This window comes from Bacillus sp. LH1 (assembly GCF_057924895.1).
Genome location: NZ_CM175007.1, coordinates 1,845,148 through 1,863,793 on the forward strand (window position 1 = coordinate 1,845,148; position 18,646 = coordinate 1,863,793).

General features: G+C 34.3%; 12 protein-coding genes and 1 riboswitch. Of the genes, 8 read left to right on the top strand and 4 right to left on the bottom strand.

Annotated features, from left to right (window positions below; all coding sequences use genetic code 11):
• Positions 1 to 53: 53 nt before the first annotated feature.
• Positions 54 to 1,349 carry an Nramp family divalent metal transporter gene (locus ACX9TM_RS09765; RefSeq protein ID WP_001030679.1) on the bottom strand — a complete coding sequence of 432 codons (1,296 nt, stop codon included), beginning with the start codon at positions 1,347 to 1,349 and terminating at the stop codon, positions 54 to 56.
• Between the two features lie 478 nt (positions 1,350 to 1,827).
• On the opposite strand from ACX9TM_RS09765, the gene trhO reads away from it, so the two are divergent.
• Positions 1,828 to 2,787, top strand: a complete 960-nt coding sequence (gene trhO / locus ACX9TM_RS09770; protein WP_000246231.1) for an oxygen-dependent tRNA uridine(34) hydroxylase TrhO — start codon at positions 1,828 to 1,830, stop codon at positions 2,785 to 2,787.
• A gap of 200 nt (positions 2,788 to 2,987) precedes the next feature.
• On the opposite strand, the gene ACX9TM_RS09775 is transcribed toward trhO, so the two are convergent.
• The gene (locus ACX9TM_RS09775; protein ID WP_025710134.1) at positions 2,988 to 4,463 is read right to left on the bottom strand and encodes a hypothetical protein; all 1,476 of its coding nucleotides are present in this window, start codon (positions 4,461 to 4,463) and stop codon (positions 2,988 to 2,990) included.
• Between the two features lie 175 nt (positions 4,464 to 4,638).
• Here ACX9TM_RS09775 and panE point away from each other — a divergent pair, with 175 nt between their 5' ends.
• Complete coding sequence (gene panE, locus ACX9TM_RS09780; RefSeq protein WP_072770018.1) at positions 4,639 to 5,583, top strand: 2-dehydropantoate 2-reductase; 945 nt, start codon at positions 4,639 to 4,641, stop codon at positions 5,581 to 5,583.
• Between the two features lie 63 nt (positions 5,584 to 5,646).
• Here panE and ACX9TM_RS09785 read toward each other — a convergent pair whose 3' ends face one another.
• Positions 5,647 to 5,775, bottom strand: coding sequence for a hypothetical protein (locus tag ACX9TM_RS09785; protein ID WP_000031873.1), 129 nt, complete (start codon positions 5,773 to 5,775; stop codon positions 5,647 to 5,649).
• 140 nt (positions 5,776 to 5,915) lie between these two features.
• A riboswitch (cyclic di-AMP (ydaO/yuaA leader) is annotated at positions 5,916 to 6,061 on the top strand.
• 144 nt (positions 6,062 to 6,205) lie between these two features.
• On the opposite strand from ACX9TM_RS09785, the gene ACX9TM_RS09790 reads away from it, so the two are divergent.
• From ACX9TM_RS09790 to nheC, 4 genes are all read left to right on the top strand, one after another.
• Positions 6,206 to 8,032 carry an APC family permease gene (locus tag ACX9TM_RS09790; protein ID WP_000254887.1) on the top strand — a complete coding sequence of 609 codons (1,827 nt, stop codon included), beginning with the start codon at positions 6,206 to 6,208 and terminating at the stop codon, positions 8,030 to 8,032.
• Between the two features lie 593 nt (positions 8,033 to 8,625).
• Positions 8,626 to 9,786 (top strand): non-hemolytic enterotoxin NHE subunit A, encoded by a 1,161-nt coding sequence (gene nheA / locus ACX9TM_RS09795; protein WP_048538214.1) that lies wholly within the window; start codon positions 8,626 to 8,628, stop codon positions 9,784 to 9,786.
• A gap of 37 nt (positions 9,787 to 9,823) precedes the next feature.
• Positions 9,824 to 11,032 carry a non-hemolytic enterotoxin NHE subunit B gene (gene nheB, locus ACX9TM_RS09800; protein WP_000162975.1) on the top strand — a complete coding sequence of 403 codons (1,209 nt, stop codon included), beginning with the start codon at positions 9,824 to 9,826 and terminating at the stop codon, positions 11,030 to 11,032.
• Positions 11,033 to 11,139: 107 nt separating this feature from the next.
• The gene (nheC, locus tag ACX9TM_RS09805; RefSeq protein ID WP_001171990.1) at positions 11,140 to 12,219 is read left to right on the top strand and encodes a non-hemolytic enterotoxin NHE subunit C; all 1,080 of its coding nucleotides are present in this window, start codon (positions 11,140 to 11,142) and stop codon (positions 12,217 to 12,219) included.
• A 594-nt stretch (positions 12,220 to 12,813) separates the two neighbouring features.
• Here nheC and ACX9TM_RS09810 read toward each other — a convergent pair.
• Positions 12,814 to 14,589 carry a M60 family metallopeptidase gene (locus tag ACX9TM_RS09810; RefSeq protein WP_061113362.1) on the bottom strand — a complete coding sequence of 592 codons (1,776 nt, stop codon included), beginning with the start codon at positions 14,587 to 14,589 and terminating at the stop codon, positions 12,814 to 12,816.
• A gap of 1,187 nt (positions 14,590 to 15,776) precedes the next feature.
• Between ACX9TM_RS09810 and ACX9TM_RS09815 the strand changes: the two genes are divergently transcribed.
• Positions 15,777 to 17,006, top strand: coding sequence for an aminopeptidase (locus tag ACX9TM_RS09815; RefSeq protein WP_065382558.1), 1,230 nt, complete (start codon positions 15,777 to 15,779; stop codon positions 17,004 to 17,006).
• Between the two features lie 146 nt (positions 17,007 to 17,152).
• Positions 17,153 to 18,523, top strand: a complete 1,371-nt coding sequence (locus tag ACX9TM_RS09820; protein WP_072770307.1) for an alpha/beta hydrolase family protein — start codon at positions 17,153 to 17,155, stop codon at positions 18,521 to 18,523.
• The last annotated feature ends 123 nt before the right edge of the window (positions 18,524 to 18,646 follow it).

An 18,646-nucleotide genomic window follows, 5' to 3' on the forward strand; every position in this document is an offset into this window, starting at 1 on the left:
TCATTTCATCCAAAAAGGGTAATCCAAATTAAAATTGGAATACCCTTTTTTCATTACCCTACAAATGTTTGATACAGTAAGAAGATATTTAAAACGATAACGAGTGCTGCAATTATCCAAGCGATAAATGTTGTTATACGGTGGTTAACGAGTGCACCCATAATCTTTTTGTTACTTGTAAACATAATAAGTGGCACTAGTGCAAATGCAATACCGAATGATAAGACGACTTGGCTCATGACTAGAGCGTAAGTTGGATTTACACCTAAAGCGATAATAACTAATGGTGGAATCATTGTAATAAATCGGCGTAAGTATAACGGAATATGCATGCGAATGAAACCTTGCATAATAATATCACCCGACATTGTACCGACAGAAGAGCTAGATAGTCCTGCTGATAAGAGCCCAATTCCAAACAAAGCAGCTGATACAGGACCTACTAAGTTGGTAAATTGAGTGTAAGCAACATCTAAATCTTCAACGTGCAAGCCGTTTTTAAAGAATAGTGCAGCAGCAACAATTAACATACTTGCATTAATTGCTCCAGCAATAACCATTGCAATAATAATATCGATAAATTCGAAACGAAAAATCTTTTTCTTTTGTTCGTCAGTTGTTCCGACCACACGGCGTTGTGTTAATGCAGAATGCAAGTATATTGCATGCGGCATAACTGTCGCACCTAAAATCCCTGCTGCAAGTAATATACTGTCTACACCTTGGAATTTTGGAATAAATAGTCCTGAAAGAAGGGGACTTAATTCTGGTTTTGCATAAAAAACTTGAATCCCAAAAGCAATTACTACAATGAAAATCATTCCTGTAATAATAGCTTCTAGTGGACGAAATCCTCTACGTTGAAATTCAAGGATAATAAATGATCCGGCTGCTGTAATTAAAGCGGCAGGTAGCATCGGGATTCCAAATAGTAAGTAAAGCCCCAATGCAGCTCCAATAAATTCCGCTAAATCTGTAGCCATAATAACTAGTTCACCTTGTATCCATAAACCGATAGACACAGGCTTTGGAAAGTTTTCACGAGCTATTTCGGGTAAATTGTTTCCTGTAGCAATTCCTAATTTAGCTGATAAAGTTTGGATTAATACAGCCATTAAGTTAGAGGCGAGTATAACCCATAATAGTAAATATCCATATTGTGAACCAGCTGCGATATTTGTAGCAAAGTTGCCAGGATCAATATAAGCAACGGACGCTATAAAAGCGGGTCCTAAAAATGGTAACAGTCTTTTCCAGCCTTTTGTTTCTCCACTTAAAGCTAAGTGAGCTGATTGTACGGTTGTACTTTCAGAAGGGAGATGTTCATCTTTTGTTATATCTTTATTCATAGTAGTTTTCCCCTTTAAAATGTTAACTTGATGAAATTATTGTATTTATTCTTACTCATTATTTCAATACATTTAGATATGTTATATGATAATTTCATTTGAACACGAAAGTTTCCTTAATGCAAATTATATGCCTTTATGCAATGGATGGTGTGATAACGTAAAATAAATTGGGAGTTTATGGTGTGATGACGTGGGGAAACATAATAAATTAAAGGGTCAATTTTGAAATTTATGTGAACATAAAGCCGATAATCCAGCATATTAATTGATGGAATTGCATTTGTATGATATATAATATATTGGGATTACAACATAACCATAGTGTTTTGATGTGTAATCTTGTTTTTTATTTTTGTTAACTGATAGAAAATAGTATAAAGAAAAGAAAATGGGATTCATTTTCTTATTATATATGTTTTGATATGAACGTTAACTTATACATGATTTTAAAAATTAGATAGGTGGTAGAATTACATTGGCAACTACAAAACCATACAGAGTATTACTATATTACATGTACACAACAATTGAAAACCCAGAAGAATTCGCGGCAGAGCATTTAGAATTTTGTAATTCACTTGAATTAAAAGGAAGAATTCTTGTAGCGAAAGAAGGTATTAACGGAACTTGTTCTGGAACTGTAGAACAAACAGAGAAATACATGGAAGCAATGAACAATGATCCACGTTTTGACGGTATCGTATTTAAAATAGATGAAGCTGATGGTCATGCATTCAAGAAAATGCACGTGCGTCCTCGTCCAGAGTTAGTTACACTTCGTCTAGAAGATGACATTAACCCACACGAAATAACTGGGAAGTATTTAGAGCCAAAAGATTTTTATGAAGCAATGAAACAAGAAGATACAGTTATCATTGATGCACGAAATGATTATGAGTTTGATTTAGGTCACTTCAAAGGTGCGATTAAACCTGATATCGAATCATTCCGTGAATTACCAGATTGGATTCGTGAAAATAAAGAAGTACTTGAAGGTAAAAAGATTTTAACTTATTGTACAGGCGGAATTCGTTGTGAGAAGTTTTCTGGTTGGTTAGTTCGTGAAGGCTATGAAGATGTAAGTCAGCTTCACGGAGGAATTGTAACGTACGGAAAAGACCCAGAGGTACAAGGTGAGCTTTGGGATGGACAATGTTACGTGTTCGATGAGCGTATTGCTGTACCAGTAAACCAAAAAGAACATGTTATCGTTGGTAAAGACCACTTTACAGGTGAACCTTGTGAGCGCTATGTAAACTGTTCAAATCCAGAATGTAATAAGAAAATTTTATGTTCTGAAGAAAACGAAGCGAAATATTTACGTGCATGTTCTCATGAATGTCGTGTAAGTCCACGTAACCGCTACGTAATACAACATGAATTAACGGAAGAGCAAGTAGCTGCTGCATTAGAGCAAATCGAAGCAGGGAAGTAAACTGAATTCGTATAATAAAAGGGGTACTCCAAGTTTTATTTTGGAGCACCCTTTTTTTATTATCCGGTCCTGTCATTTGTCGGTAAGTCGATATATTAAAAAAATCGCTGATATATTTCGAGTTGCGCCGATATAATCGGAAAATCGCTCATAAAAATTTCACTTAATGCAGCGCGCCAAGAATTTGAAAATAACCTTTTTTAATTTTTATCTTCTTTCTCTTTAACGGCAGAAAGTACAGTTTGTTTTACCCAAGCTTTTCTTCGTTTATGCTGTAGACCCCATTGGTATAAACTTTGGGCTCCTAAAATAAGTGAAATGACAATGCCGCTAATCGCAATTAATAGAGCGAAAAATTCAAGAGGTGACGATATTTTGTTTGAATCGGTGTTTCTTAAAAGGTCAATCATAGTAAACCCTAACATTTGGCCCACTACAGAGTAGAGCGTTAAAATTAATAATAAGAGGCTATCTTTTTTAGAGGCGACATTTTCTTGATATTTAAACAAACTATCAAGATTTTGTTTCGCGTTCGAGTATAGAACCTCAATATTAAAAAGTTTTCTTAAACGAAAGAAAATATCTTCACTTTGTGATTGGGATACTAATTCTAAAGAAAAATAATTAGCAGTGAACGAATTGATCGAATAAATTAATTTCTCTATTTCATTAGTATCTTGTTCAATGTTTAGCTCAGCATAGGCGTTAGCCATTTTTAATAAAACAATTTTATGGAATAGGTTTAATAATAAAGCGTAATAAAATTCTCCGTACATTTGACTAGCAAGTTTAGCGATTTTACGTTCTCCTTCATTTGTTACACATGTAAAAATATGTTCTTCCATTATGAAATAACGATTTGGAGCCCATCTCTGGTAAGCGTGTTTTTTTAAATAGTCATGAATGTAAGGAAGGTTATTTGCGCTCACATATGGCTTACCATCACTTGTTAATCCGGAAAGACTAGAAGTACGATAAACATCCACTTCATTAAGCTCCATACCTTCTTTTAGTGACAATAAAGTTTGGACGTACATTCTTTGGTCTTCGAAGAAAGGGAAGGTTTGAAAGTATGAACTTCTTAATCTCTTCTTTTCAAAGAAATCAGTTACACCATGAAATAAATAACCAAAAATGAATTTTTCAACTTGGGAATACTTTTTTCCGTTACATTCAATACAAATAGTCTCATTTGTATCATTTTTAGTTTCAAGTACACGGAAGCGAGCAGCGAATTCGATTGCTTCAGATAAAGTCATGTTTGGAGCAGTGTTTACTTCTGTTCGAATTGTTAAGAAGCCAAGTTCATAAGGACAAAGTGTGACATCAATAGAGTGTATCTTGAATGGAATTGAAATAAGGTTTGTTGTTAAATGTCCAGTTAAGTTAAGGTCCTTTGAATAACGTTGCAAGCCCTTTTGATGCTCTGAGTGAGGAAAGAGAATTTTATTTGTAAATGAAAGATAGTATGCTTCCATATTTTGATGTGAAACTTTAAACTCCCCATAATATGTATTTTCATCATCGAGATGATCGAGCCGAAAAGGACGAAAATCGTTTTTTTGTAAGAAAGGGAACATCTCTTGTTCATATCCAGCTTTAAACGAAAACGGGAATATAAATTGAAATATAGCTGTTGCTACACCTTTTTCCTCAATTGATTGTATTGCCTCCATCTACATTGTGTCCTTTCCATATATGCTATAGAAACAACATGCCCAAATTTATTTGAAAATAACCACTCTTTTATACTCAATTGAGAGTGAAAATTCAGCTTATTTAGCAGGGAACATGTATAATGTTATGTATACTAAAAGTTATAAAATTGTATTTTGAAAAGGGGGATGCTGTATGCGGATTTTAGTATTAGGCGCTGGTGGAGTCGGAGGATTTTTTGGTGGCAGATTAGTCGAGAAGGGAGAAGATGTCACGTTTCTTGTTCGTAGTAAACGGAAAAAACAATTAGAGGAAAGAGGACTTGTAATCCGAAGTGTTAACGGGGATTTTTCCTTCCGACCGAAATTAATAACGAAAGAAGAGCGAACTTCTCCATTTGATGTTATTTTATTTTCAACAAAAGCGTATCACTTAAACGAGGCAATTCAAGATTTGAAGCCGTTTGTTGGCGAAAATACTGTAATCATTCCATTGTTAAATGGTATCGCTCATTTATCGCTATTACAAAAAGAATTCGGCGAAGAAAAAGTAATTGGCGGTTTATGCTTTATCGAGACGACGTTAAACGATCAAGGAGAAATTGTACAAACCAGCGCTGCCAACAGACTTGTGTTTGGAGAAATTAAGTCTCAAAATTCAGAGAGAGTAAAGCATATTTCTAAAGCATTTTCAGGTACGAAATCTAGTTTTGTTTTAAGTGAAAATATTACGCAAGATATGTGGCATAAATATTTATTTATTACTGTAATGTCAGGTGTGACAACGTTAATGCGTGCACCAATTGGACCAATCCGTGAAAGTGAAGGCGGCCGTGATTTTATCCGTAATGTGTTTGAGGAATCTGTACAAATCATGAGAGTATTAGGAGCTCCAGTAAAGGCTAATATTGCCCAGGAACATATGAAAACGATTGATAAAATTTCGTATGATATGAAGTCATCAATGCAACGTGATATGGAAAAGGGTTCGTTTATTGAAGGGAAGCACTTGCAAGGATATTTACTGGATGTAGCAGAGCAATTTTCTATAGCGGCACCATTATTAGGCACTATATATCAAAATTTAAAGGTGTATGAAGAGATGACCTTTAACAGATCTGTAATAGAATTAGATGTATGAAAAAATAAAAAAGATAGCAATATATAAGTGTATTGCTATCTTTTTTATTTTTTGTATGACAAATTATTTATTTCTTTTCGTTCTATCTGTCAAATTTATTTCCTGTTCACGTTTACCATATAACTGATTAATTTCATTTGCTACTGCATCTAAATATGAATCGGAAAAAATAGGCTTCTTTTCTTTAGACATATGGGTCTCCTTTGCGGATTTTTTAGTATTCATTATGTATATTTCTCAGTGGATTATGCGCAATCATTTTAATTTTTTTCTTATTAAAAATTTTTGTTTACTTTTTGAAAATAAAGGAGTATTATAATCCACAGTTTCAATTTTCTAAATCGCTGAAACCGCATGGTACGGGGGACCCGTTTTTACGGATTAGTACATAATCCGATGGGGTGAATCCTTGAAAAGGTAGGGCTACTCATAGGCCCGAATCCGACAGCTAACCTCGTAAGCGTTATATTGAGAAGGAAGGTGGAGCTTGTGCGACAAAAAAAATAATGTCTACAAGTCTATTTCGCTATGGCTTGTAGACATTTTTTGTTTTCTGAGGAAATCGTTTACTGGCTGTAACAAGCAGTAAAGTTCGTACAAAATTATTGGAGAGTGGACAGCATTGGTTTCATCTATTAAAAGATTTTTAATTGGAAGACCGTTAAAATCAACGGAGCTTGGAGAACAGAAGCTTAATAAAACGAAAGCTTTAGCTATTTTATCTTCTGACGCATTGTCATCAGTTGCTTACGGTCCAGAGCAAATTTTAATTGCTTTAGCAGGTGTTGGAGCGATCGCTTATTGGTATTCCATTCCGATCGCTGTTGGGGTATTAGTATTATTGACAGCCCTTATTTTATCTTATCGTCAAATTATTTTTGCTTATCCGCATGGCGGGGGAGCGTATGTTGTATCAAAAGAAAATTTAGGGATGAATCCAGGCTTAATTGCTGGAGGATCTTTATTAGTTGACTATATTTTAACTGTTGCGGTAAGTGTGTCCGCTGGTACAGATGCAATTACGTCTGCATTTCCTAGCTTACATGCACACAACGTAATTATTGCGGTTATATTTGTTATATTAATTACGATCTTAAATTTAAGAGGAGTAACGGAATCAGCTTCCGTTTTAGCATATCCTGTTTATTTATTCGTTTTAGCATTATTTATATTAATTGGTGTAGGCATATATAATATTTTAACTGGTCATGTTTCACCCACTTTACATGCGCCGATTGGTACACCAGTTGCAGGGATTAGTTTATTTTTATTACTAAGAGCATTTGCATCAGGTAGTTCTGCTTTAACAGGTGTTGAAGCAATTTCAAATGCAATTCCGAACTTTAAAGATCCTGCGCCAAACAATGCTGCAAAAACATTGCTTGCAATGGGTGCATTACTTGCTGTGTTATTTTCAGGAATTGTGTTTTTAGCCTATTATTACGGAGTGACTCCGAGTAAAGAAGTAACAGTTGTTTCTCAAATTGCTGAACAAACATTTGGACGTAATTTCATGTACTATTTCATACAAGGTACAACAGCTTTAATATTAATTCTTGCTGCTAATACAGGTTATTCTGCATTTCCTTTATTAGCGGTTAACCTGGCAAAAGATAAATTCATACCGAGAATGTTTACGATTAGAGGAGACCGTCTAGGTTACTCAAACGGTATTATTATACTTGGAGTTGCTTCGATTATTTTAATTGTAGCTTTCCAAGGACAAACAGAACATTTAATTCCACTATATGCAGTAGGTGTATTTATTCCATTTACACTTTCTCAAACAGGAATGGTATTAAAATGGCTTCGCGAAAAGCCTGAAGGATGGGCTTTAAGATTAACGGTTAATTTAATTGGTGCAGTTATTAGTTTTATCGTAATGAGCATGTTCTTTTTAACTAAATTTGCACAAGTTTGGTCGATTCTTATTTTCTTACCAGTTATTATCTTCTTATTCCATCGAATTAAGAAGCATTATGATGCAGTGGGTGATCAATTAAGTTTAAAAACTTGCGAGCCTCTTATTCCGATTGAGGGGAATGTAATTGTCGTTCCTGTAGCAGGTATGACGCATGTAGTAGAAAATTCATTGAACTATGCGAAGTCTCTTTCGGCAGATCAAGTTATCGCTGTATATGTTGCTTTTGACAGAGAAGAAGAAAAGAAATTTGAAGAGAAATGGAAGAAGTGGCAACCTGAAGTAAGGCTTGTTACATTACATTCTCATTATAGAAGTATTATTCAGCCGCTAACGAAGTTCATTGATACAGTGCAATATAAGGCAAGTGAATCGAATTACCGCGTTACGGTCGTTATACCACAGTTCATTCCGAAAAAAGGTTGGCATAACATTCTTCATAATCAATCCAGTTTACTCATACGTGCGTATTTACTTTATAAAAGAAATGTTGTTATTACGACAGTTCCATATCATTTGAAAAAATAAGAAGATTTTTTAAGGATAGTTTCATGAAAATGAAGCTATCCTTTTTGTGTATATGCTATGCATAATTGCATATGGATTTAAAAATTATATTAATATAATTTTATCGGTTATTTGCAAGTAGTGTTTTCTGTTGTGATATGTAGATATTTCAATCGATAAAGTGAATCGGATTATATTTTGAAATAAGGACATGAAAGCTTGAAAATAAAGGGAATGAAAATACTTCTTTACGTTATATAAACAGCTGTGTTTAAATGACCTTACAGTACAAAACTTATATGAAAACAAAACGAAATTTCATATTTACGTATGTTGTTTAGTTTAAAATGAATAATATTTTTATGTAATATATTCACTGTGTGAATGTGGGAATTTCGATGAAATAGAAAATTTATACAATATTATTCATACTAAACACATATGAAAAGTTTTATAACAATAAGTAAGTACTGTAGCAATAACAGTTGGGAGAGATGGTTCATACATAGATCACGGTGAGAACGTTCTCTATTTTAACCATCTCAAATTATGGGCAAGAAAATAGAATAATAAAATGCGATAGTAATAGTTGCTAATACATAGGAGGAGTTAAAGTGAAAAAGACTTTAATTACAGGGTTATTGGTTACAGCAGTATCTACGAGTTGCTTCATTCCTGTAAGCGCTTACGCTAAGGAGGGGCAAACGGAAGTGAAAACAGTATATGCGCAAAATGTAATTGCTCCAAATACATTATCCAATTCAATTAGAATGTTAGGATCACAATCACCGCTTATTCAAGCATACGGATTAATTATTTTGCAACAGCCAGACATTAAGGTAAATGCGATGAGTAGCTTAACGAATCATCAAAAGTTTGCAAAGGCGAATGTACGAGAGTGGATTGATGAATATAATCCGAAGCTAATTGACTTAAATCAAGAGATGATGAGATACAGCACTAGATTTAATAGCTATTATAGTAAGCTCTATGAACTAGCAGGAAACGTAAATGAAGATCAGCAAGCAAAAGCAGATTTTATGAGTGCATATGGAAAATTACAATTGCAAGTACAGAGCATCCAAGAGAGTATGGAGCAAGATTTATTAGAGTTAAATCGATTTAAAACCGTATTAGACAAAGATAGTAACAACTTATCAATTAAAGCCGATGAAGCAATAAAAACATTACAAGGATCAAGTGGAGATATTGTGAAATTAAGAGAAGATATTAAAAGAATTCAAGGAGAAATTCAAGCTGAACTAACTACTATTTTGAATAGACCTCAAGAAATCATTAAAGGTTCTATTAATATCGGTAAACAAGTATTTACAATCACAAATCAAACTGCACAAACGAAAACAATTGATTTTGTTTCTATCGGTACTTTAAGTAATGAAATTGTAAATGCTGCAGATAGTCAAACGAGAGAAGCAGCTCTTCGCATTCAACAAAAGCAAAAAGAGTTATTACCACTTATTCAAAAGTTATCACAAACTGAAGCAGAGGCGACTCAAATTACATTCGTTGAAGATCAAGTAAATAGCTTTACAGAATTAATTGATCGTCAAATTACAACTTTAGAAACGTTATTAACGGATTGGAAAGTTTTAAATAATAATATGATCCAAATTCAAATGAATGTTGAAGAAGGCACGTATACAGACAGTAGTTTACTTCAAAAACATTTCAATCAAATTAAAAAAGTAAGTGATGAAATGAATAAGCAAACAAATCAATTTGAAGATTACGTTACAAACGTTGAAGTACATTAAACAGAAAAATAATTAGCGATATAGGGAGAGAAGAAAAATGACAAAAAAACCTTATAAAGTAATGGCTCTATCAGCACTGATGGCAGTATTTGCAGCAGGAAATATTATGCCGGCTCATACGTATGCAGCTGAAAGTACAGTGAAACAAGCTCCAGTTCATGCGGTAGCAAAAGCTTATAATGACTATGAAGAATATTCATTAGGACCAGAAGGCTTGAAAGATGCAATGGAAAGAACAGGTTCAAATGCTTTAGTAATGGATCTGTATGCTTTAACAATTATTAAACAAGGTAATGTTAACTTTGGAAATGTATCGACTGTTGATGCAGCTTTAAAAGGAAAAGTGATTCAGCACCAAGATACAGCTAGAGGAAATGCGAAGCAATGGTTAGATGTATTAAAGCCACAGCTTATTTCAACGAATCAAAACATCATTAACTACAATACGAAATTCCAAAACTATTATGATACTTTAGTTGCTGCGGTAGATGCAAAAGATAAAGCGACTCTTACGAAAGGCCTAACTAGATTATCAAGTAGTATTAATGAAAATAAAGCACAAGTGGATCAGTTAGTAGAAGACTTAAAGAAATTCCGAAATAAAATGACGTCGGATACGCAAAACTTCAAGGGTGATGCAAATCAAATTACATCTATATTAGCTAGTCAAGATGCAGGGATTCCCCTTCTGCAAAATCAAATTACAACGTACAATGAAGCAATTAGTAAATATAATGCAATTATTATCGGTTCATCTGTTGCGACAGCTCTAGGACCAATTGCAATTATTGGTGGTGCAGTAGTTATTGCTACGGGTGCAGGAACACCGCTAGGAGTCGCATTAATTGCAGGTGGTGCAGCAGCTGTAGGCGGTGGTACAGCTGGTATCGTATTAGCGAAGAAAGAACTTGACAATGCACAAGCTGAAATTCAAAAAATAACTGGACAAATTACAACTGCTCAATTAGAAGTAGCTGGGTTAACGAACATTAAAACACAAACTGAGTATTTAACAAATACGATTGATACTGCAATTACAGCGTTGCAAAACATTTCAAACCAATGGTATACAATGGGATCAAAATACAATTCTTTACTTCAAAATGTGGATTCAATTAGTCCAAACGATCTTGTTTTCATTAAAGAAGATTTAAACATTGCGAAAGATAGCTGGAAAAACATTAAAGACTATGCAGAAAAGATTTATGCTGAAGATATTAAAGTAGTAGATACGAAAAAAGCATAATCGAATACGAATCGTTAGGGCGTTAAGTGTTGATGAATGATTTGAAGCTCCTGTTCAGTTGTGAGCAGGAGCTTTTGATATCCTTATAAAGAGAATAGGTGAAAAATATGCAGAAACGATTTTATAAAAAATGTCTTTTAGCGGTAATGATTGCTGGGGTGGCAACGAGTAACGCATTTCCTTTACATCCTTTTGCAGCAGAACAAAATGTAACGGTGCTACAAGAAAATGTGAAAAACTATTCTCTTGGACCAGCAGGATTCCAAGATGTAATGGCACAAACGACATCAAGCATATTTGCAATGGATTCATATGCAAAATTAATTCAAAATCAACAAGAGACGGATTTAAGTAAAATAAGTTCGATTAATAGTGAATTTAAAGGGAATATGATTCAGCATCAAAGAGATGCAAAAATTAATGCGGCATATTGGTTAAATAATATGAAGCCTCAAATTATGAAAACAGATCAAAATATTATAAATTACAATAATACTTTTCAATCGTATTATAATGACATGTTAATAGCGATTGATCAAAAGGATAGCGGAAAATTAAAAGCGGATTTAGAAAAGTTGTATGCGGATATTGTAAAGAATCAAAATGAGGTAGATGGATTATTAGGAAATTTGAAAGCTTTTCGCGATAGAATGGCGAAAGATACAAATAGTTTCAAAGAGGATACAAATCAGTTAACATCGATATTGGCAAGTACGAATGCTGGTATTCCAGCTCTAGAGCAACAAATAAATACATATAACGATTCGATTAAAAAGAGTAATGATATGGTCATTGCTGGTGGCGTACTTTGCGTAGCTCTAATAACATGTCTTGCTGGCGGGCCGATGATTGCGGTTGCGAAAAAAGATATCGCAAATGCAGAAAGAGAAATCGCCAATTTAAAAGATAGAATTTCAGGAGCACAAGCAGAAGTCTTAATTTTGACTGATGTAAAAAATAAAACAACAAACATGACAGAAACAATTGATGCAGCAATTACAGCACTACAAAACATATCAAATCAATGGTATACAGTAGGTGCAAAATATAATAATTTACTACAAAACGTAAAAGGAATTACTCCAGAAGAGTTTACGTTTATAAAAGAAGATATACATACAGCGAAAGATAGCTGGAAAGATGTAAAGGATTATACAGAAAAATTACATGAAGGTGTGGCAAAGTAAACAGTGGACTAGTTCTGCTGTTTATTTTTTTATCTTGTTTTTTTGTAAGGGTTGAACTTGCAATTATATATAAGTTTGTCATGTATTTTTATATTTTTTATAAATTCTAAAAGGACATTCCCTATTGTTGGTATGATAGACAGAAACTGTTTTTTTAGAACAGGAGACAATAAATAGGGAAAATAACATTAGGATTATTAGTTATATTTCTACTTATATTTATGTACATGTCTTTAGTAGGAGGTGAGAATAAGGGTTCCTTAACTCCTAATCTGATTTCAAAGGAAAAATATTTAGAAATTGATTCTGTTGCTGGAGGTACATTTAGAGATTATGGTCAAGAAGCAGTGTTTGAAAAACTAAGTAGTCAGAAAAATGTTGAAACAAAAAAGATTTTTTGAGGAAGAAATTTTTGAAGAATCATTATAGACTTTTACTTTATTAGTATTAACTGAAACTTATTCACTTTATTTCCTATCAGAAATTATAAAGTGAAAACAGAACATGAAATACGCAAAAAATATCACAGGGCAGATCCTCAAAATATTTCAAAATCCACCCTGTGATCATATACTCATTTACAAGTGAAAATAATTAATACCCTAAAATATCTACTTCAGCTGCTGAAGCAAATCCATTCTGTCCTTTCGTTACTTCCACTTTTACATACTTTGCAGTAACTGGGGTAAATGTTGCCGTTTTCTTATCACTATTATTTTCCCATGTTCCTGATGATATTTTGTCATACGTAATGCCATCTACACTCGTATAAATATTGTAAGTTAAAATACGGCCATTTTCTGACCAATCTTGCCTTGGAAGATATGCCAATTGTGAAATGGTACGTGTATCACCAAGTTCTAGTGTCAAATTGTAAGGATATTGATTTGGTGTCCAAGTACTATGCCAAAATGTATCTGTTTTTCCATCTATCGCCTTACTAGCTGAGCCCGTTGATTCCTCACTATTTGCACTTGCCTTCATTATTTTTTTTGACAATACAGCAAGTGGTTTAACAGGTTTAGCATCCGTCGCTTCCCATATAGGTGCAATTAATGTTGGATTGTTTAAAGCTTCTACTTTTTGTCTCGTTTCTTGTGTTGCTTTCAATCCCCATTTATCAAAGAATGGCAGTACATTTTGTTTTGCTATTTTCGATGTATTGTAAATAAATGCCTGTATTTTATCCTCGTCTGTTTTGGGAAGTTGATCCTCTGGTATCTCACGATATAATTTGTGGAGATTTGGATAAAAATCATCCCCATATGCCAAATGAAGTTGCCAAAGCATAACAAGTTTTACAAACAGGTCGTCAATATTTTTATATTCCTTATTTGTTTGTTTTAAATACGCAAAAGCTCTATTATAATCTCCCTCTGTATCTAAACGTGTTGGTATATTTGGGTATATTTTCTTGAATGCAGCTAAAGAATATAGATTATTAGTTACTTCACCCATACCTCTTAAATCATTCCACGTCCATGGATATTGTTGTCGTGCATGTCCCGCTTCATGCATTTGTCCCCACCCAAACTCATTGACATTTAAAGTACTTTTGATAGCTTCACCAGCAGTCGTAAAGACGGCTCCATCCCAACTGGCATACATGCCCCAACTTTGTGCGTTAGGATTTTCTACAAAGGCCCAAATACGACGAGTTGAACGATGTAAAGGATTAGGATCTGTTTCAGATAGCCCTGCTAACTTGTCTTGCGCTCGAATCATTTCATCATATTTATTTAATAGGGGCACAGGATCTTGATTTACAATATATTTATTGGCACTATCACGAGTTACAGTTAGCACCGCTCGTTCTGATTTCAATTGTACTGCATGTGCATTTGGATAGTTGTTCATCATGGCAATCCAGTCTGCTTTTGTGTGTTTCCCTAATACAAAGAAAGGAATAGGGCTACCGCCTTGCGTTACTTGCACCTTAACTGTTCCTGTGCTTTGAAAATTATCTAACCCTAATACGCCGCCGTTTGGTGAAGAGATGGTATTAGAGCCAGGTGAAAGATCAATTTCTTTTCCCCATTCTTTATCATATTGATGTGTCCCAATAATGGCTCTAATCTTTTGCGTTCCTGATACTGTAATTGTAACCTGTTCATTAGGTTTCACATATATGCCTGTTGGCATATAATTTTTTTGCTCACTTCTTTTTTCTCTTTTTGCTTCATCCCAAAAACTTCCTGTACCTGGAAGGTCAAACTCTCTTTGTTCAAATTGAGTTGCAGTTTGTGCAGTTTCAGCATGTACATCTAAATTGTTTGACATAATAGGTGTAAATAACGTGGTTGCTAAAATAGCAGATGTTGCAAACACCTTTATAGTTTTTTGTAATCTATAATTCTTTCTTCTGTTCATATAGATCAGTCCCTTCGTTAAAATTCATTATTACTTACATACGAAATATCAGTTTTTTCACTAATGCCGAAAGTGGATTTTTTAAATTCACACTTATAAAAAAATGTTGATGATATTTTTAGATGAGTAAAAAAAGCATAGTAACACTTCAAGTTCCCTTCCTGATTAATTTAGAAACACATTACCTTCATTGATTTCTTAAATCACTCCTCTAAGTAAACAATTAAGATAAATGTCCTATCTCAAAGCTCCTTTCCTAATTTTGGGATTACGAATTAAGTATAGTTCAAAAACAAAGTTATACAATTGAGAAAAATTAAAATGTTTTAAAATTACATTCTCGTAAAATTTTTAACATTTACTAAAAAATATTTGTTATAGAGAGGAGATTCACATACCCATCAAGCTAAACTTTTGAAATATCTCCAAAACGAAAATTCTATCTCTTCATAATTATTCATACAATCCGATTCAGTTTTCCTTTCTATGGGGGCAATTTAACTCTTAACTTGATGGGCATGTGGCGTTACCTCTAGGAGATAGCTTCATCTAGATAGGATAATGTAAACATGAAAAAATAGGTAAAGCGGAAACACGTTTGTTTATTTGCAAAATGAATAAAAAGAAAACCCCCTTGCAGATAAATGTAAGAGGGTATTTTTGAGCAGTAATTTCGTATCCATGTGTGCGTAAAAATTTTTCCGTTATCGCTCCCTTTGATAGAATCTATTTTTATATGGTTTTTTACCGAATTTTTTAAAAATTAAATTTTATGGCTTGATAATTCATTTAAAATGATTTAATCTTATGTCAAATGATATGTTTATCTATCAAAAATGCTTTTGTAAAGATAAAGGAGTGATTGAGAATGTTAAACGCCCCATTGATGGTAAGTCTTTAGGTACAGCAGCATTGAAAAGATTGGGAAGAACTGAGTGAGCTTTCACAATAAAGAACTCTATAACTTTATGTAGTGTTTGATACCCTTCGATTAGATTTTTTGAAAAACAAATCAATATTAATTGAATCAAAGTTTAGAAATTTAATATATGAGTAGTAGAAAAAATCCATTAGTTGTTATCATGTTCTAATAAAAAATGGGAAATGGAAATTCTGAGAAAACCTGTTCAGAAAGTAAGTTAGTGAGGGGAATTCAAAACCAATTTAATAAAAGCGAGGTAAATAATATGACTTTTGAAGAAAAATTACAAGCATATGCAGAACTTACGGTGAAAATCGGTGTCAATATTCAACCAGGGCAATACTTATTAGTCAATACATCAGTGGATGCATTGGATTTCGCCCGTATAGTTGTGAAAGAGGCTTATAAGGCTGGGGCAGGGCGTGTTCATGTTAATTTTTCGGATGAAGAAATGGAACGTGCTTACTTTGATTATGCCTCAGATGAAGAATTTAATCGCTTCCCAGAGTGGATAGTCAAAATGAATGATGAGCTGATCGAACGTAAAGGAGCACTATTAATGATAGATGCTACAGATCCTGATAAATTTACAGGTATTTCATCTGATCGTCTAGCTACCTATCAAAAGGTAGCAGGAGCTGCTCTGAGAAACAATCGCAACGCCGTAATGAAGGATTCAATAGCTTGGTCGATGGTAGCAGTTCCTTCACCAAAGTGGGCATCGAAGGTGTTCCCGGATTTAGCAACTGAGGATCAAGTACCAGCATTATGGGAGGCTATTTTTAAAGCTGTTCGTATTGGTGAAGGCAGTACTATTGAAAAATGGCGTGAACATGTAACAAATTTAGAATCTCGTGCGGTCCTACTGAACAATAAAAAATATATGAAGCTTCACTATACAGCGCCAGGTACTGATTTAACAATTGCATTAGCACCACAGCATAAATGGGTTACTGGAGGTGGTAAAACTCCTGATGATACTATCTTTATGGCTAATATGCCGACAGAAGAGGTTTATACGTTACCGATGAAACAAGGTGTAAATGGCTATGTAAGCAATACAAAACCATTAGTTTATCAAGGGAATATTATCGATGGCTTTAAACTGACATTTGAAGAAGGAAAAATTGTTAAAGCTGGAGCACAGGTAGGACACGATTTATTACAAGAGCTTATTAATGTGGATGAAGGCTCTTGCTATTTAGGTGAAGTAGCACTTGTACCACATGAATCACCAATTTCAGCATCGGGAATTTTATATTTTAATACATTGTTTGATGAAAATGCATCGAACCATTTAGCGATTGGTAAAGCTTATCCAACTTGCTTAGAGGGTGGAAGAGATTTAGAAAACGATCAACTTGAAACGTTAGGGGCAAATATTTCAGTAACACATGAGGACTTTATGATTGGCAGCAGTGAGATGGACATCGACGGTATTCTACCAGATGGAACTGTAGAACCAATTTTCCGTAAAGGTAGCTGGGCATTTTAAGTTTTTAATTTGAATAAAGGAGTAGAGTGGATGAAACGGTTACTAAGCATAATTAGTGCAACTATATAGGTGTTTCATCTGCTTTTGCTTAGGCTGAAAACTACCTCTTTAATTAGAAATAAAATGCATGCAAAGGAGATAGGCCAATGAATTTCTGGGAAGTTGTTTTGATAGTAGTGAATTTTAGTCTATTGAGTTGGATACTGTTAATAGGCAGAGAAACGAAAAAGTGGTCTAAATTAGCTACTTTGATTGCCGTTGTAATGGTTACAGTTCAGTTATTGGCAGAAGGTTTTAGGGGGCAGATGATTCCGGCATATGTATCCCCAGTTATCTTAATTTTATGCTATTTATTAGCTGGGCGGAAAAAGGGCTTTAGAAGTTCGGGTATATTCATAGTTAAGACTTCGTTACTATGTATCTATTTGTCTGTAGCAGTTGCGCTACCCTTACTTATGCCAGTATTTTCATTTGAAGAACCAACTGGTCCACATAGGGTCGGTACGAAGCTATATCATTGGGTTGATCATCAGAGAAATGAACCATATTCAAAAAATCCAAACGATCGGCGCGAACTGATGGTGCAAATTTGGTATCCTGCAGCTGAAAAAAGCAAGGGGGATCCAGAACCTTATATTCGTAACATAAATGAGCTCTCCAAGGGATTGGAAAAAACATTGTCTATTCCTGCATTTGCATTCAGCCACATGGAATTGGTAAAGTCTCATTCGTTTATGGATTTACAACTCTCAGACTCAGAGAATCACTATCCCATATTACTCTTCTCTCATGGTTTTAATGGTTTTCGTAATCAAAACACGTTTCAAGTTGAGGAGTTGGCTAGTCAAGGATATATTGTTCTAAGTATCGATCATACCTTTGATGCTGCAGCTACCGTCTTTCCAGGTGGTCGAACTGCTTACGTACAGCCCATCAATTTAACTGATGAAGGAGATAGTCACATAAAATTATGGGAGGAAGATGTCAGCTTTGTCCTTAATCAGATAGAGAAACTTAACGAAAACGATGAGACCGGTTTCTTTACAGGAAGACTGGATACCTCGCGAATTGGAATGTTTGGCCACTCTTACGGTGGAGCTACCGCAGCACAAATACTTGCAAAAGATTCTCGTGTCAAAGCAGCTATCAATATGGATGGTACATTGTATGGTGAAATCTTGCCTGAAAGTGGCATTGGAAAACCATTTCTGCTCATGAATGCAGAAGAGCCTGATGAAGCAGATCCCTTTGAAGTGAGGGAGCGATACGGACGCGGGTTAGCTGGCGGTGGTATGTCAATGGTCATTCCTCATACGGATCATACAAGCTTTACCGATTTACATTTGTTCTCACCTCTGTTGCAGAGCCCAGGTGAAAATCCAAAGGAAGTTCATCGTATTATTAACGAATTCAGCCTGGCATTTTTTGACCAGTATGTAAAACAGAAGGATGACGGCTCAACCCTTAAAAGGCTGATAACCCAATACCCGGAAGTGAATTTTAAAATAAACCGATAACTTTATGCAGAAAGTAACTCGTACCATTTCCTTTGGCTCTTGTATTTATTACATTAAAGAATTTAATTTCTTCATCGTTATCTAAATAATGAAATGCTAAAAATGAAACATTCAAAGTACTAT

Bases quoted from the DNA above. Each gene is read 5' to 3' on its own strand.
- ACX9TM_RS09765 (WP_001030679.1), bottom strand. From the start codon at position 1,349: ATGAATAAAGATATAACAAAAGATGAACATCTCCCTTCTGAAAGTACA.
- ACX9TM_RS09775 (WP_025710134.1), bottom strand. From the start codon at position 4,463: ATGGAGGCAATACAATCAATTGAGGAAAAAGGTGTAGCAACAGCTATA.
- panE (WP_072770018.1), top strand. From the start codon at position 4,639: ATGCGGATTTTAGTATTAGGCGCTGGTGGAGTCGGAGGATTTTTTGGT.
- ACX9TM_RS09785 (WP_000031873.1), bottom strand. From the start codon at position 5,775: ATGTCTAAAGAAAAGAAGCCTATTTTTTCCGATTCATATTTAGATGCA.
- nheB (WP_000162975.1), top strand. From the start codon at position 9,824: ATGACAAAAAAACCTTATAAAGTAATGGCTCTATCAGCACTGATGGCA.
- nheC (WP_001171990.1), top strand. From the start codon at position 11,140: ATGCAGAAACGATTTTATAAAAAATGTCTTTTAGCGGTAATGATTGCT.
- ACX9TM_RS09810 (WP_061113362.1), bottom strand. From the start codon at position 14,589: ATGAACAGAAGAAAGAATTATAGATTACAAAAAACTATAAAGGTGTTT.
- ACX9TM_RS09815 (WP_065382558.1), top strand. From the start codon at position 15,777: ATGACTTTTGAAGAAAAATTACAAGCATATGCAGAACTTACGGTGAAA.
- ACX9TM_RS09820 (WP_072770307.1), top strand. From the start codon at position 17,153: ATGAATTTCTGGGAAGTTGTTTTGATAGTAGTGAATTTTAGTCTATTG.